Annotated in this window: 15 protein-coding genes; 13 read left to right on the top strand and 2 right to left on the bottom strand. The window is 62.1% G+C overall.

Annotated elements, in window-relative coordinates; all coding sequences use genetic code 11:
* Positions 1 to 104 precede the first annotated feature (104 nt).
* On the bottom strand, positions 105 to 485 hold the full coding sequence (locus ABID16_RS16230; protein ID WP_354557398.1) for a DUF2147 domain-containing protein: 381 nt from the start codon (positions 483 to 485) through the stop codon (positions 105 to 107).
* 136 nt (positions 486 to 621) lie between these two features.
* On the opposite strand from ABID16_RS16230, the gene ABID16_RS16225 reads away from it, so the two are divergent.
* The 7 genes from ABID16_RS16225 to ABID16_RS16195 all read left to right on the top strand — a co-directional run bounded on the left by ABID16_RS16225 (position 622) and on the right by ABID16_RS16195 (position 6,486).
* Positions 622 to 1,431 (top strand): DUF1295 domain-containing protein, encoded by an 810-nt coding sequence (locus ABID16_RS16225; RefSeq protein WP_354557397.1) that lies wholly within the window; start codon positions 622 to 624, stop codon positions 1,429 to 1,431.
* On the top strand, positions 1,428 to 2,453 hold the full coding sequence (locus ABID16_RS16220) for an SAM-dependent methyltransferase (RefSeq protein ID WP_354557396.1): 1,026 nt from the start codon (positions 1,428 to 1,430) through the stop codon (positions 2,451 to 2,453). The genes ABID16_RS16225 and ABID16_RS16220 overlap by 4 nt, the downstream gene beginning before the upstream one ends.
* A gap of 8 nt (positions 2,454 to 2,461) precedes the next feature.
* On the top strand, positions 2,462 to 2,986 hold the full coding sequence (locus ABID16_RS16215; RefSeq protein WP_354557395.1) for a hypothetical protein: 525 nt from the start codon (positions 2,462 to 2,464) through the stop codon (positions 2,984 to 2,986).
* A 138-nt stretch (positions 2,987 to 3,124) separates the two neighbouring features.
* On the top strand, positions 3,125 to 4,693 hold the full coding sequence (locus ABID16_RS16210) for a PAS domain S-box protein (protein ID WP_435532433.1): 1,569 nt from the start codon (positions 3,125 to 3,127) through the stop codon (positions 4,691 to 4,693).
* The gene (fixJ, locus tag ABID16_RS16205; RefSeq protein WP_354557394.1) at positions 4,680 to 5,300 is read left to right on the top strand and encodes a response regulator FixJ; all 621 of its coding nucleotides are present in this window, start codon (positions 4,680 to 4,682) and stop codon (positions 5,298 to 5,300) included. The genes ABID16_RS16210 and fixJ overlap by 14 nt, the downstream gene beginning before the upstream one ends.
* Before the next feature lie 89 nt (positions 5,301 to 5,389).
* Positions 5,390 to 5,749 (top strand): response regulator transcription factor, encoded by a 360-nt coding sequence (locus tag ABID16_RS16200; RefSeq protein ID WP_354557393.1) that lies wholly within the window; start codon positions 5,390 to 5,392, stop codon positions 5,747 to 5,749.
* Positions 5,750 to 5,844: 95 nt separating this feature from the next.
* The gene (locus tag ABID16_RS16195) at positions 5,845 to 6,486 is read left to right on the top strand and encodes a helix-turn-helix domain-containing protein (RefSeq protein ID WP_354557392.1); all 642 of its coding nucleotides are present in this window, start codon (positions 5,845 to 5,847) and stop codon (positions 6,484 to 6,486) included.
* Positions 6,487 to 6,507: 21 nt separating this feature from the next.
* On the opposite strand, the gene ABID16_RS16190 is transcribed toward ABID16_RS16195, so the two are convergent.
* Positions 6,508 to 7,497 carry a hypothetical protein gene (locus tag ABID16_RS16190; RefSeq protein ID WP_354557531.1) on the bottom strand — a complete coding sequence of 330 codons (990 nt, stop codon included), beginning with the start codon at positions 7,495 to 7,497 and terminating at the stop codon, positions 6,508 to 6,510.
* Between the two features lie 153 nt (positions 7,498 to 7,650).
* On the opposite strand from ABID16_RS16190, the gene ABID16_RS16185 reads away from it, so the two are divergent.
* From ABID16_RS16185 to ABID16_RS16160, 6 genes are all read left to right on the top strand, one after another.
* Positions 7,651 to 8,559, top strand: coding sequence for a LysR substrate-binding domain-containing protein (locus ABID16_RS16185; RefSeq protein ID WP_354557391.1), 909 nt, complete (start codon positions 7,651 to 7,653; stop codon positions 8,557 to 8,559).
* Between the two features lie 128 nt (positions 8,560 to 8,687).
* The gene (locus tag ABID16_RS16180) at positions 8,688 to 9,842 is read left to right on the top strand and encodes an ABC transporter substrate-binding protein (RefSeq protein WP_354557390.1); all 1,155 of its coding nucleotides are present in this window, start codon (positions 8,688 to 8,690) and stop codon (positions 9,840 to 9,842) included.
* A gap of 276 nt (positions 9,843 to 10,118) precedes the next feature.
* Positions 10,119 to 11,117 carry an ABC transporter ATP-binding protein gene (locus ABID16_RS16175; RefSeq protein WP_354557389.1) on the top strand — a complete coding sequence of 333 codons (999 nt, stop codon included), beginning with the start codon at positions 10,119 to 10,121 and terminating at the stop codon, positions 11,115 to 11,117.
* Positions 11,114 to 12,058, top strand: coding sequence for an ABC transporter permease (locus ABID16_RS16170; protein ID WP_354557388.1), 945 nt, complete (start codon positions 11,114 to 11,116; stop codon positions 12,056 to 12,058). Before ABID16_RS16175 ends, ABID16_RS16170 begins: the two co-directional genes overlap by 4 nt.
* The gene (locus ABID16_RS16165) at positions 12,048 to 12,863 is read left to right on the top strand and encodes an ABC transporter permease (protein ID WP_354557387.1); all 816 of its coding nucleotides are present in this window, start codon (positions 12,048 to 12,050) and stop codon (positions 12,861 to 12,863) included. Before ABID16_RS16170 ends, ABID16_RS16165 begins: the two co-directional genes overlap by 11 nt.
* 20 nt (positions 12,864 to 12,883) lie before the next feature.
* Positions 12,884 to 14,311 (top strand): gamma-aminobutyraldehyde dehydrogenase, encoded by a 1,428-nt coding sequence (locus ABID16_RS16160; protein ID WP_354557386.1) that lies wholly within the window; start codon positions 12,884 to 12,886, stop codon positions 14,309 to 14,311.
* Positions 14,312 to 14,372: the final 61 nt, after the last annotated feature.

Genomic DNA, 14,372 nt, shown 5'->3' with positions numbered 1-14,372 from the left:
ATCTCGCAACGGGCAACACCTTAGAAAGCCGCGCGGGATAAAACAAGACGACCGTCTCGGGCAGACCGCCTGGTCGGCCGGACAAGTTGGGATCGGCCCCGCGCTTACTGCGCGCGCGACCAGCTTACCGACTTGCAGACGATCTTGGCCAGCACGCATCCGCGCGTCGTCATGCTGGAGCCCTTGACGTCGACCTGCAGGTTATAGGTCAGGCCGCGCTGCGGGTCCTCAGCCTTGCCTTCATACTTGCCATTGCCGGATGATGTGACATTCATGATCAGCTTGTCGCCGACCTTTTCGCTTGGGGTGCCCGGCTTGATCCAGAGATTGGTCGCGCAAAGCGCTGAGCCGCAGCTGTCGATCTTGACGCGCGCATTCCCATCACCGCGTGACCAGACGCCCTTCATGGACGCGTCGTCAGCAGCAAAGGCAGCGCTGCTTCCAAGAAGAACGAGGGCGGTGCAAGCAATCGTGCGGTTCAACATCACAAATATCTCCTCAAAGGACCCTTTGATGCAAAGTACGGACGGAAAAACGCGGCGGATTGCCGGCACGCGAAATTCGTAATCCGGAACGCGCGAGCACCCGTATTGGTTTCCATAGACAGAAATGGAAACGGCGATGAACGCGCTCTCACTCATAGTGCCCCTTGTATTCCTCTCGCTGGGGATGGCCGCAGCCTGGGCCGTACAGCGCAAGACCGGCAATAGCGGCTGGGTCGATATGGCCTGGTCGGCTCTCACCGGACTTGCGGCCATCATCGGCCTCGCACTGTCCGGCAAGCTGGCGACGGGTCCCGGTATGCTCGCGGCGGTCATACTGGCGCTCTGGGCCGGCCGGCTGGCGATCCATATCGGGGGCCGCAGCCGCCTTGCGGGCGAAGATCCGCGCTATGCCGCGCTCATCGAGGAATGGGGCGACAAGGCCCCTCAGCAGCTCTTCAAGTTCCTGCAGATCCAGGCGGCAGTATCCTTCATTCTCGCGCTTTCGGTTCTGGCGCCAACAACCGCTACGGACACCCTAACGCACTTCCACTTTACGGCCTTGGCGATTGCCGTGATCGCAGTCCTTGGCGAGGCGCTGTCAGACCGCCAGCTGTCGGACTTCCGGCGCGAAAACAAAGGCTTCAAGGGAATTTGTGATGTGGGGCTCTGGCGCTGGTCGCGCCATCCCAACTATTTCTTCGAATGGCTTTACTGGTGCGCATGGCCGGTGATGGCACTGTCCACCGGCAGCCCGCTGGTGATCGCAGCTTCGCTGCTGGCGCCCGCTCTCATGTATTACCTGCTCGTACATGTATCCGGTATTCCGCCGCTCGAAAAGCACATGCTGGCTTCGCGCGGCGAGCGCTTCCGTCAGTATCAGATGCGCGTCAACGCATTCTTCCCCGGCCCGCCCCGTCCGCTCAATTTCAAGGAGACCGCGAAATGACCATGATCGCCAATGTCATCAACGCCGCCGAGCGGGTGAACCTTCCGGACTGGCTGACCTCCGCCGGCGTGGAGTTTCTGGTCGGACGCACGGGACGCCGCCTGCAAACCGTTGCCGAAACCGAAGAGGCCATGTTCTTCGAGACGATGAAGGCCTATCCGATCGCCATTCACACGGACGAGGCGAACGAGCAGCATTACGAAGTTCCGGCAGATTTCTTCGGCCTGGCGCTTGGCGCACGCCGCAAATATTCCTGCTGCTTCTATGAAGATGCGGGCGCTACACTCGATCAGGCGGAAATCGCGGCCCTGAAGCGCACGGTCGAAAATGCCGGTCTCGTAGACGGCCAGACGATCCTTGAACTTGGCTGCGGCTGGGGTTCGCTTTCGCTCTACATGGCCGAGCACTTCCCCAATTCCAGCATCGTGGCTGTTTCAAACTCCGCATCGCAGCGCGCCTATATCGAGGGTGTCGCCAAGGCGCGCGGCTTCAGGAACCTCGCCATACGCACCGCCAACATGACGGAATTCGACCCGCAGGCGCAGTTCGACCGCATCGTTTCGGTCGAAATGTTCGAGCATATGTCGAACTGGCATGAACTTCTCACCCGGACCCGCTCCTGGCTGAAGCCGGACGGCCGCCTCTTCATGCATATCTTTACCCATCGCGACAGGTCCTACCGCTTCGATCATCGCGACCAGGCCGACTGGATCGCCCAGCATTTCTTTACCGGCGGCATCATGCCCTCGCATGAGCTGATCCATCGCTTCTCCGACATCTACAAGGTGGAGGCCGAGTGGAAGTGGAACGGCCAGCATTATGAGAAGACAGCGAAGCACTGGCTGGAGAACTTCGACCGGAACGACGAAGCCGTGCGTCGGATTTTGAGCGAATGCTACGGCAAGGATGCGCAGGTCTGGCATCGTCGCTGGCGGCTCTTCTTCCTCGCGACTGCGGGCCTCTTCGGCCACAACAACGGCGAGACCTGGGGCGTGTCGCATTACCGGCTGTCGCCGGCATGACGCTCGCCATGGACAGAAGCGAACCCCGCGCCCTTGATCCGTTGACGTCGGCCGCCATGTCAGTGTCGATGGTGATCGCGCTCAACAAGCCGATCTACCCGCTCTACGTTTGGTGGTTGGCACCCGACGCGCTGAAGGCATCGCTCTGGACCGCCGTGTCCTTGCCGATCTGGGTCGCGCTGCCCTTTCTGGCCCGGCGCAATCCTTACGTGGCAAGGGTCGCGCTGGTTGCTGTCGGCGCCATCGACACGGCCGCCATCGGATTTGCGCTGGGCGACGGAACGGGCGCCTGGCTCTTCCTGTTTGCTGCCCTCATGCTGGCAGCCATGTCCTTTGAGGCGACGGAAGTCTGGACGAGGCGGATTGCGGTCGCCGGCGTCTTTGTGCTTTTCGGGCTCACCTTTGGCCGATTTCCGGTGGGGCTTGCGGGCGCGTTTTCGGCCGATAGTGTCACGACGCTCTTCAAGCTGAACGCTTTCGGAGCCGCGGCGCTTCTCGCTTTCATAGGGCTGCGCTATCCCTCAGCCCGCTGAGACATGGCAGCCATGATGATCGGCGGTTTGGAAAACGCTGCCGAAGTGATCCCGCGTGAAACAGTTTCCAAGACAAAATTCGTTTGGCTTACGAACATACGTGGACAGCCTTTGAAATCAGATGCTAAAACACGATAAATGACGAAGATCAATTTTGGATTGTTCTTCCATTGTCAGACGCATCTGGTGGGGATCATGCAGGCCAAGCCCAACGAACGTGCGGCGTACGGGTCAGGACGCGGCTTGTCGTTTTTGACGCGCCGACAGCGCGCATATGTGGTGGCTACTCTGGCCGCCATTTCAGCCATCGTGATCTGTCTGTTCTTCAAGGCACGCATGAGCGACTCGCTCGCAGCCATGATTCTTGCCATGCCTGTGGTTGCTTCCGCCGCCATAGGCGGCTTCGGCCCGGTGCTGATCGCCGGCCTCCTGTCGCTGGCCGCTCTCGTCGCGCTGGATGACCGGGTCGACATCGCATTCTCGCTCGGGCCGGCTCTTGCTTTTGCGCTGCTGGTCTTCGCCGTAGCGTTACTGGCAGAGGTTTTGCAGCGCACGCGCGACGCCGGGCGGCAATCGCTCGCAGACATGACCGCGCAGGCTGCGCATCTGAAATCGGTTCTCGACACCGCCCCGGATGCCGCCGTGGTCGCCAACCCGGACGGCCTCATCGTCTCCTTCAATGCCGCCGCCGTCCGGCAGTTCGGCTATAGCGAGCAGGAAGCGATCGGCCAGAACCTGCGGGTTCTCATGCCGGAGCCCTACAGGGCCGAACATGACGGTTACATCGCCCGCTATCGCAATACCGGCGAACGCCGCATCATCGGTATCGACCGCGTGGTCGTCGGCAAGCGCAAGGACGGCTCCACCTTCCCGATGAAACTCGCCGTCGGCGAAACGCATACCGAGGGCAAGCGCTATTTCACCGGCTTCATCCGCGACCTGACGGAGCACGAGGAATCGGAAGCGCGGCTCCAGGCCATCCAGGGCGAACTTGCCCGCCTCGCGCGCCTCAACGAAATGGGCGAAATGGCCTCGACGCTGGCCCACGAACTCAATCAGCCGCTTTCCGCCATCTCCAACTATGTTCACGGGTGCTCACGACTGCTTCGCGACATGGACGACGATCTCGCCAGCCGCATGCGCGATGCGCTGGAAGAGGCCGGCCGGCAGTCGCTTCGCGCCGGCCAGATCATCCGGCATCTCCGGGAATTCGTCACCAAGGGCGAGACGGAGAAGAACGCCTACAATATCCGCAAGCTGATCGAGGAGGCCGGCGCGCTGGCGCTGGTCGGCTCACGCGAAAAGGGTGTTCGCGCCGTCTTCGACTTCGCCTCCGAGGCCGAACTGGTCATGGTGGACCACGTCCAGATCCAGCAGGTACTGATCAACCTGATGCGCAACGCAATCGAGGCGATGAAAGATTCGCCGACCAAGGAACTGGTCGTGCGCACGACGCGTTCGGCACCGGGAGAGATCAGCATCACGGTCGCCGATACGGGCCCCGGGATCGCGGAGGAAATATCCGCCCAGCTCTTCAAGCCCTTCACGACGACAAAGCCTGGCGGTATGGGGATCGGGCTTTCGATCTCCAAGCGCATCGTCGAAGCCCATGGCGGGCGAATGGCGGTCATCTCCAACGAGCGCGGCGGCGCGACGTTCGAATTTACATTGCCGGAATACGAGGAAGCCACCGATGTCGAAACCTGACTTCACGGTCCATATCGTCGATGACGAGGAGGCGGTGCGCAAATCGCTCGCTTTCATGCTGACCATGAACGGTTTTGCCGTGCGCGTGCATCAGTCGGCCACGGAATTCCTCGACTTCGCGCCCAGCGCCCGCGACGCCGTCCTGATCACCGATTTGCGTATGCCCGACATGAGCGGCGTGGACCTCATCCGCAAGCTCGCCACCGTCAACGGTGCCATCCGGCCGGTGGTCATCACCGGCCATGGCGACGTGCCGATGGCGGTGGAAGCCATGCGCGCCGGCGCAGTGGACTTTATCGAAAAGCCTTTCGACGACACGCTGATCATCGAGGCGATCCACCGGGCAGCAGACGGCCTGAAACCTGCCGCAGACGATGCCGAAGACATCAGTTTGGTCCGGACTCGGATCGACAGTCTCAGCGAGCGGGAACGGCAGGTCCTCTCCGCCGTCGTCGCCGGGCTTCCCAATAAGGCGATCGCCTACGATCTGGACATCAGCCCCCGCACCGTCGAGGTGCACCGGGCGAACGTCATGGCGAAAATGGCGGCCAAGAGCCTGCCGGAACTGGTGCGCATGGCGCTCGCGGCCGGCTTTCATGCTGCATGATTTTTGACATATGACAAAGCGCATGCGGAAGGCTTTCAGCAAAATGGCGCATTGAAGCCGGATTTTCGGCAAAATCATTGTGCCAACCCATGCCCAAGTCACGCGCCATTGTCGTTATCGTGCCAGATCAGGCACTCAACAGGTCTCTCGCCTTTGCGCTGGAGGCTGACGGCTATCGCGTGTCGAGCTTTTCGTCCATTGCATCGGCGACCAAGGCGTTGCCGGAGGCCCTTTGCATTATCGCTGATGACGGCGTGCTGAAGGCGGCTGGCGCACCGAACGATCTCTCCGGCTTTGCTGGACGAACCTTGCTTCTGCGGGAGCATGGCGCCAATCCCCGCCACGACGCGATGACCGTGCTGACCAAGCCGCTCAGCGGCGCCGATGTACTGGCCGCCGTCGCCCGGTTCATTCCCCCTGCGAGCCTGTCCGACCCCGCCTACGTATGAATACGTAGTGGTACAACCGAATTTCGCAACTCGATCCGTTCCCGCATAGTCACCTCACAGTCAAACGCAGCAACGCAAGACAGAGGTGGTTCGCCATGCAGGCTCTCGCACACACTCAAGCCTTTCAGACGGTTCCTGCCTCGCATATCCATGCTGCGAGCATCCTGAACGGCCCCGGCGCGCTGACCACCTATTCCGCTGACGAGGAAATCTATGGCCAGGGCGAACGGGCGGGGACGCTCTATGAAGTCCGCTACGGCGCGGTTCGCCTCTATCGCCTTCTTTCGGACGGCCGCCGTCAGGTCGTGGCCTTCCACTTTGCCGGCGAGACCTTCGGCTTCGAGGCGGAAGGCGTGCACAGCTTCTTCGCGGAAGCCATCGTCGAGACCGGTCTGCGCAAGGTCGTGACCCACGCCAACAGCAACATCAACCCGGAAATGCTGGCGCTGGCGCTCCGCGGCATGGTCCGCGCGCAGCAGCATCTTCTCGTGGTCGGCCGCCAGTGCGCGACCGAAAAGCTTGGCGCCTTCCTGCTCGATCTGGCCGAACGCCAGGGCGATCCGGACCGTATCGACGTGCCGATGACGCGGCTCGATATCGGTGACTATCTGGGCATGACCATCGAAACGGTCTCCCGCAGCATTTCCAAGCTGAAAGCCGCCGGCATTCTCAAGCTGCACAGCCTGCGTTCTGTTGAAATCCTGCGGCCTGAAAAGCTTCGCCAGATCTGCGAGTAAAGGATCAGACCGCGAAAAGCCTCAGCGCTGCACCATCCTGCTCTGCAACGGAGCGGCATCCGCGCCGGTGCAAAGCGGCGTCGGCTTCGGTGGCGGACCGGGATGGTCGTGGCGATACTGCACGATCAACGGCTCCAGCACATCCTTCGACCAGTAATGCGGGCTGCCAATGGCCTTGATGCAGGAAGAATTCCAGTAGATACCCGCCTGAGCCGGGCTCTTGCCTGCCTTCGACGCCTGCTCGACCGCCTTCACCACCGATGCTTCCGGATAGATGTAAACCGTCGTCGGCTGATCCTTGATCATGTTCATGATCGTAGCCGCATCGGCTCGGCTCCAGCTCGTGCAGCCATTGCTGCGCCCGCCGGCATAATCGACCAGATTGCCGAAGGGGACGTAGCCGTCCTTGTTGGCATGGCTGTCGCCGGGGGCCTTGCGCATGCACACACCCTTGATCGTCACGGCCGCATGGCCGCCGATGGCACGCTTGCGCGCATTGGCCGTCTCGCCCTCGCCGTCAAACTGCACGAATGTGCGCGTCAACATCCCGACCTGGCTCGCCGAAGCGCGATAATAGCCCTTGAACGAGGTCTTCTGTTCGCTGGTGATATAGGAGCCGCCCATCGTCAGATCGGAATCGGCCGCATTGCCGAAATTCTTCACGCATTCGCGGCCGTTCTGGAAATTGGCGACGCCCGGCAGGTTGCGGCCGCTGCCGTGACCCGAGGCGATGACCCTGAACACCTGCTGGCCTTCGCAGATGATGTAGAAACGTCCTGCCGGCGTATTCGGGCGCGTCGCATCCATGGCAAAGTAGCAGCCATTGTGGACCTTGCCTTCCTTCACCTTCGCGAAATAGAGCGCGCGGGCCTTGGAGAGAACGGGCGCTGCGATCTGCCCATCACCCTCACCCACATGGGCCATGAGCCACGCGGGGGTTTCGGCAGAGAAAGCAGGCGACGCAGCAAGGCCCAGAGCCAGAAGCAGCGAATGAGAAAGAATGCGTGACATGCGCACGGGGGAACCTCCGCGAATCGATCCTGATCCGATATCGGTCGATTATGGCACGGCATGGGCAATAAAACATTGCGAGCCAAGCGATCGCTTGTCACCGCGTCGCCCAACGCGCTATGACCGCAGGGCGAAGTTTGCCGGAGATCGCATTTGGCCTTCACTTTGAGACAGTTGCAGTATTTCGTTGCAGTGGCGGAGCAAGGCACCGTTTCCGGTGCTGCGCATGTCATGTCGATCTCGCAATCCTCGATCACCGAAGCGGTCAAGGAACTGGAACAGGATCTCGGCGTCCTCCTGTTCGACCGCCACCCGCGCGGTCTGGCCATCACCCAGCAGGGGCATCAGTTCCTGCGCCACGCCACGAAAATTCTCGCCAGCGTTTCGGAAGCCCGGCAGGTCTTCGATGCCGATCCGGAAATGCTCAAAGGCACGTTGCAGCTCGGCGTTACCTCGCTGGTCGCCGGCTATGTGCTTTCCGATCTTCTCGCCCGCTACCGCCGCGCCTTTCCGGGCGTCGAGGTGAGCACGATCGAGGATGACGGCAATTATCTCGAACATCTGCTGATCGGCGGCGAACTCGACGTCGCCGTCGTGCTTCTCAACAACCTGCGCGACCGGCAGGCGCTGCAGGTCGAAACGCTCGAAATGTCGCCCTTCAGCCTCTGGCTTCCGGCTGGCCACGATCTCGCCTCGCGGGAATCCATCACGGTGGAAGACATTGCCGGCCAGCCGCTGATCATGCTGACGACGGACGAGATCGAGGAGGCGACGCGCAAGCTGCTCGGCGTCTTCGGCGCACGCCCGCGCGTCGCGTTCCGAACCCGTTCGGTGGAGGCCGTGCGCTCTCTCGTGGCGACCGGTGCCGGCGTCGCGATCCTCCCCGATATGATCTATCGCCCGTGGTCGCTGGAAGGCGACCGCATCGAGGCGCGCGATGTTTCCGCCTCGCTACCGGCCATTCATGTCGGTCTCGTCTGGCGCCGGGGCCTCAGCCTCTCCGCGCCCCTCAAGAACTTCATCGCGCTGGCGCAGGCACAGAGGACGCCTCGCCTTCGCTAAGCGCCAAGCTATCGGAATTTCCGATAGTGCCTTTCTGATAAAAGAAATTGCGAAACCGATGGTCCCGCATATCATCCCCACAAGGCATAACGGAAATATTCGAGCCACTCACCGCAAAGGGGAACATCATGAAGTCCATTCTGAACATCACGACTGCGCTTACCCTCGTTCTCGGCTCCACCCTGCCCGCCTTTTCGGCGGAGATGAAGGAAATCGGCAAGGGAGAAGGCGAAGTGAACATCGTCGCCTGGGCCGGCTATATCGAGCGCGGCGAGAGCGACAAGGCTTACGACTGGGTCACCGGCTTCGAGAAGGAAACCGGCTGCAAGGTCAATGTGAAGACCGCCGCCACCTCCGATGAAATGGTAACGCTGATGAACCAGGGCGGTTTCGACCTCGTGACCGCTTCGGGCGATGCCTCGCTCCGTCTCGTTGCCGGCAAGAAGGTGCAGCCGATCAATATCAGCCTGATCAAGAACTGGTCGGCCGTCGACAAGCGCCTGCAGGATGCACCCTGGTTTACCGTTGATGGCAAGCATTACGGCACGCCCTATCAGTGGGGTCCTAACGTGCTGATGTACAATACCAAGGCTTTCGGCGATAAGGCGCCGGAAAGCTGGGACGTCGTCTTCAAGGAAATGACCTTGCCCGACGGCAAGTCCAACAAGGGCCGCGTGCAGGCCTATGACGGCCCGATCTATATCGCGGACGCCGCTCTTTTCCTGAAATCGACGAAGCCGGAACTCGGGATCAAGGACCCCTACCAGCTCAACGAAAAGCAATATGCCGCTGCCATCGACCTCCTGAAGGGCCAGCGCTCGCTCGTCGGCCGTTACTGGCATGACGCGACCGTGCAGACGGATGACTTCAAGAACGAAGGCGTCGTCGCCTCCGGCTCCTGGCCCTTCCAGGTGAACCTGCTGCAGGCCGCCAAGCAGCCGATCGCCTCCACCATTCCGAAGGAAGGCGCAACCGGCTGGGCCGACACGACCATGCTGCATGCCGATGCCAAGCATCCGAACTGCGCCTATATGTGGCTGAACCATTCGCTCGACGCCAAGGTGCAGGGCGATGTCGCCGCATGGTTCGGCTCGGTACCGGCCGTTCCCGCCGCCTGCAAGGGCAATGAACTGCTGGGCGAAGGCGGCTGCGCCACCAACGGCTTCGACAATTTCGAGAAGATCTCCTTCTGGAAAACCCCGACCGCCAAGTGCGAACAGGGCACCTGCGTCCCCTATTCCAAGTGGGTCAGCGATTATATTGCGGTGATGGGCGGGCAGTAAGCGGCGGCATCACAGCACCCTCAAGAACCCCTCACCTGCAATTTTCATCGTTTAGCTGTCGCGCGCACCGTTACGACCATTTGGCACAGCCGCGGCCGCGACAGCTAACTCGATGAAATTGCTTCCTCTCCCACACGGGGAGAGGACGACGTGGCAGCCCCTCGCGCCACCTCTTCCCCTGTGGGAGAGGAAGCAAAATCAGCATCTTAGCTTTAGCTAAGTGCTAGATTTTGCAGGTGAGGGGTTGCGCTTCCCAGCATTCCGGAGACCCACCCCATGACCGCAGCCGTAACCTTCCGCTCAGTGTCGCGCCATTTCGGCGCCGTGAAGGCGGTGGACAGTGTCGATCTTGAAATCGCCGAGGGCGAGTTCTTTGCCATGCTCGGGCCCTCGGGTTCAGGCAAGACGACATGCCTGCGGCTGATCGCCGGCTTCGAGCAGCCCGATGGCGGCGAGATCGCGATCCTCGGCACCAGCGCCAACGGCATTCCGCCATGGAAGCGGAACGTCAACACGGTGTTCCAGGACTATGCCCTCTTCCCGCATATGACGATCCTCGACAATGTCGCCTATGGGCTGATGGTGCGCGGCATCGACAAGGCAACGCGCCACAAGGCGGCTGAAGAAGCACTCGACCTCGTCAAGCTCGGCGGCTATGGCGCGCGGCGAACCGGTCAGCTGTCAGGCGGCCAGCGGCAGCGCGTGGCGCTGGCCCGTGCGCTCGTCAACAAGCCGAGCGTTCTACTTCTCGACGAACCGCTCGGCGCACTCGACCTCAAGCTCCGCGAGGCCATGCAGGAAGAGTTGAAGGGCCTGCAAAAGCGCCTGGGCATCACCTTCGTCCTCGTCACGCACGATCAGGCCGAAGCGCTCTCCATGGCAGACCGCGTGGCTGTCTTCAACGAAGGCCGCATCGTGCAGTCCGGCGCGCCGGAAGATATCTACAACCGACCCAAGACCCGCTTCGTCGCAGATTTCGTCGGCTCTTCCAACATCCTGTCACCCTCGTTAAGCGAAAACCTGTCAGGTGTCAGGCGCTGGACGAGTCTCCGCCCGGAGGCTTTGACCCTGGAACCCGGCAACGGCCGCCTGTCGCTCACCGGCATGGTCGAAGCCTCGAGCTTCATGGGCGCCGTCCGCCGCATCGCCTTGAAAGTCGGCGACAGCACCATCCACGCGAACCTGCCCGCGGGAGCCGCCATTCCCGACGACGGCCAAACGCTTACACTGCATTTCGCGCCGGACGCGCTGAACCCGCTGGAGGATGCGGCATGACAGCCAGTGCCTCCCCGGCAAACGCTCCTGACGGCCTCGCCTCGCGCATCTCCGGCGCCCTCTGGCGCTCGCCGCGCCTGCTGCTGCTGTTGCTGCTCGCGCCCCCGCTGCTCTGGCTCGGAGTGGTCTATGTCGGCTCGCTTGCAGCGCTTCTCGCACAAAGCTTCTTCTCCTTCGATGACTTCACCGCGCAGGTGACTTATGAGCTGACGCTCTCCACCTATGCGGAACTCCTGAGCCCCGCCAATTTCGACATCATCAAGCGCACCGTCACCATGGCGGCACTGGTGACGATTGCCTCGGCCATCCTCGCCTTCCCCATCGCCTATTATGCCGCGCGCTACGCCAAGGGCCGCTGGAAGGCCTTCTTCTATCTCGGCGTCATGCTGCCGCTCTGGTCGAGCTATCTGGTGAAGATCTATGCCTGGAAGATGATCCTCTCCAAGGAAGGCATCATTAGCTGGACGGCGGACAAGCTGCATCTCGGCTGGCTGCTGGATGCCTGGCTGTCGCTGCCCGTGGTCGGCGGCAATTCGCTCTCGGTCAGCGCCACCGGCACCTTCCTCGTCTTCGTCTATATCTGGCTGCCTTACATGATCCTGCCGATCCAGGCCTCGCTGGAACGCGTGCCGTCGAACCTAATCGAGGCCTCCTACGATCTTGGTGGCTCGCCGGGCAAGACTCTGCGCCATGTCCTGCTGCCGCTGGCCATGCCGGGCGTCGCCGCCGGATCGATCTTCACATTCTCGCTGACGCTGGGCGACTATATCATTCCCGGCATCATCGGCACCTCGCGCCTCTTCATCGGGCAGGCGGTCTATACGCAGCAGGGCACGGCCGGCAATATTCCGCTCGCCGCCGCCTTCTCCGTCGTCCCCGTCGTCATCATGGCCTTCTATCTCTGGGGCGCCAAGAAACAGGGAGCCTTCGATGCGCTCTGACAAGCACAACCGCGCGCCCTTCCCGCTGACGCTGGCAGCCACCGGTGGCCTGCTCTTCCTGCATCTGCCGCTGCTGCTCATCTTCGCCTATGCGTTCACCACCGAAGACAAGAGCTTCCAGTGGCCGCCGCCGGGCTTCACCACGCGCTGGCTCGCCGTCACCTGGGCGCGGCCGGATGTCTGGCAGGCGCTGACGCTCTCGCTTCAGGTCGCCTCGATTGCCACCGCCTTCGCCCTCGTTCTCGGTACGCTCTGCGCCGCAGCCCTGTCCCGCGCCCGCTTCTTCGGGCAGGAGGCAATCACGCTGCTCGTCATCCTGCCGATCGCGCTTCCGGGCATCGTCACCGGCATTGCGCTGCGCTCGGCCTTCGGGATGATGAACATCCCCTTCTCCTTCTGGACGATCGTGCTCGGCCACGCGACCTTCTGCATCGTCGTGGTCTATAACAACGCGGTCGCCCGCTTCCGGCGCATGTCGCCCTCGCTGGTCGAGGCGTCCTATGACCTCGGCGCCAATGGCTTCCAGACCTTTCGGCATGTCATCCTGCCGAATATCGGCACCGCCCTTCTCGCCGGCGGCATGCTCGCCTTCGCGCTCTCCTTCGACGAGGTGATCGTGACGACGTTTACCGCCGGCCAGCAGCAGACGCTGCCGATCTGGATGCTGGAAGAACTCATCCGCCCGCATGAACGCCCGGTGACCAATGTGGTCGCCATGGCGGTCGTGCTGGTCACGCTCATCCCCATTCTCGGGGCCTATTATCTCACCCGTGACGGCGCAGAGACCGCCGGCAGCGGCAAATGAAAGACGGAAAGGGAACGATCATGGAAACGCAAATGCTCATCGGCGCCTCCTTCATCAAGGGTGAGGAGCAGGAAGAAACGATCCTCAACCCGCGCAGCGCCGAAACCATCCTCAACCTGCCCGAGGCCTCGCCCGCGCAGATCGAGGCCGCCGTTGCCGCCGCACGCGGAGCCTTCACCACCTGGTCGCGCACGACGCCCGCCGAGCGCTCTGCTTACCTCCTCAAGATCGCCGACGCCATCGAGGCCGATGGCGACGCCTTCGCGGCGCTGGAATCGCTCAACTGCGGCAAGCCCATCAATGCCGTGCGCAACGACGAAATTCCGGCCGTGGTCGATTGTTTCCGCTTTTTTGCGGGCGCTATCCGCAACCAGCACGGCACGATTGCGGGCGAATATCTGCCCGGCTTCACCTCGATGGTTCGCCGCGATGCGGTCGGCGTCATCGGCTCGATTGCGCCGTGGAACTATCCGCTGATGATGATGGCCTGGAAGCTCGCACCGGCGATTGCCGGCGGCAACACGGTCGTCTTCAAGCCATCGGAACAGACGCCGCTCACCGCGCTGAAAATGGCCAAGCTCCTCGCCGGCATCCTGCCGGAAGGCGTCGTCAACGTCATTCTCGGCCGTGGCGAAAGCGTCGGCAACACGCTGATCAACCATCCGGGCATCGATATGGTGTCGATCACCGGCGATATCGCCACGGGCAAGAAGGTGTTGCAGGCCGCCTCGAAGTCGGTCAAGCGCACGCATCTGGAACTCGGCGGCAAGGCCCCGGTCATCGTCTATGGCGATGCCGATATCGACGCGGCGGTCGCCGGCATCCGCGCCTTCGGCTTCTACAATGCTGGCCAGGACTGCACCGCCGCCTGCCGTATCTATGCGCATAAATCGGTCTATGACCGCTTCGTTGCGGACTTGAGCAGCGCCGTCTCCTCCATCCGCTACAACCTCGCCGATGACAGCGAGAACGAAATCGGCCCGCTGATCTCGCGCCGCCAGCGCGACCGCGTGGCAAGCTTCGTGCAGCGCGCGGCGGAAACAGGTCATGTCGAAGTCACCGCCGGCGGCGCGATCCCCGACGGTTCCGGCTTCTATTACCAACCGACCGTGGTCGCCGGCTCGCTTCAATCGGATGAAATCGTCCGCCGCGAAGTCTTCGGCCCCGTCGTCTCCGTCACGCCCTTCGGCGATGATGACGACGTGGTCGGTTGGGCGAATGATTCCGACTACGGCCTCGCCTCCTCCGTCTGGACGAAGGACATTTCCACGGCCATGGCCGCCACAGCCGGCCTGCGCTACGGCTGCACGTGGGTCAACACGCATTTCATGCTCTGCAACGAAATGCCCCATGGCGGTCTGAAGCAATCCGGCTACGGCAAGGACCTGTCGATCTACGCGCTCGAAGACTACACCGTTGTGCGCCATGTGATGATCGCGCACGGGTAAGGGCTCGCGGGACCGAACTGCGACGGAATACGCTGCCTGAAATAGCAGCGGCTTTCCCCCG

Origin of the sequence: Limnomicrobium aquaticum (assembly GCF_040545545.1) — a bacterium.
Taxonomy (GTDB): Bacteria; Pseudomonadota; Alphaproteobacteria; order Rhizobiales; family Rhizobiaceae; genus Ensifer_A; species Ensifer_A aquaticum.
This window is presented reverse-complemented; position numbering and strand designations above follow the sequence as displayed.

Coding starts and splice junctions, on each gene's coding strand:
- ABID16_RS16190 (WP_354557531.1), bottom strand. CDS start 7,497: ATGTCACGCATTCTTTCTCATTCGCTGCTTCTGGCTCTGGGCCTTGCT.
- ABID16_RS16165 (WP_354557387.1), top strand. CDS start 12,048: ATGCGCTCTGACAAGCACAACCGCGCGCCCTTCCCGCTGACGCTGGCA.
- ABID16_RS16200 (WP_354557393.1), top strand. CDS start 5,390: ATGCCCAAGTCACGCGCCATTGTCGTTATCGTGCCAGATCAGGCACTC.
- ABID16_RS16180 (WP_354557390.1), top strand. CDS start 8,688: ATGAAGTCCATTCTGAACATCACGACTGCGCTTACCCTCGTTCTCGGC.
- fixJ (WP_354557394.1), top strand. CDS start 4,680: ATGTCGAAACCTGACTTCACGGTCCATATCGTCGATGACGAGGAGGCG.
- ABID16_RS16230 (WP_354557398.1), bottom strand. CDS start 485: ATGTTGAACCGCACGATTGCTTGCACCGCCCTCGTTCTTCTTGGAAGC.
- ABID16_RS16170 (WP_354557388.1), top strand. CDS start 11,114: ATGACAGCCAGTGCCTCCCCGGCAAACGCTCCTGACGGCCTCGCCTCG.
- ABID16_RS16225 (WP_354557397.1), top strand. CDS start 622: ATGAACGCGCTCTCACTCATAGTGCCCCTTGTATTCCTCTCGCTGGGG.
- ABID16_RS16160 (WP_354557386.1), top strand. CDS start 12,884: ATGGAAACGCAAATGCTCATCGGCGCCTCCTTCATCAAGGGTGAGGAG.
- ABID16_RS16195 (WP_354557392.1), top strand. CDS start 5,845: ATGCAGGCTCTCGCACACACTCAAGCCTTTCAGACGGTTCCTGCCTCG.
- ABID16_RS16220 (WP_354557396.1), top strand. CDS start 1,428: ATGACCATGATCGCCAATGTCATCAACGCCGCCGAGCGGGTGAACCTT.
- ABID16_RS16215 (WP_354557395.1), top strand. CDS start 2,462: ATGGACAGAAGCGAACCCCGCGCCCTTGATCCGTTGACGTCGGCCGCC.
- ABID16_RS16210 (WP_435532433.1), top strand. CDS start 3,125: ATGACGAAGATCAATTTTGGATTGTTCTTCCATTGTCAGACGCATCTG.
- ABID16_RS16175 (WP_354557389.1), top strand. CDS start 10,119: ATGACCGCAGCCGTAACCTTCCGCTCAGTGTCGCGCCATTTCGGCGCC.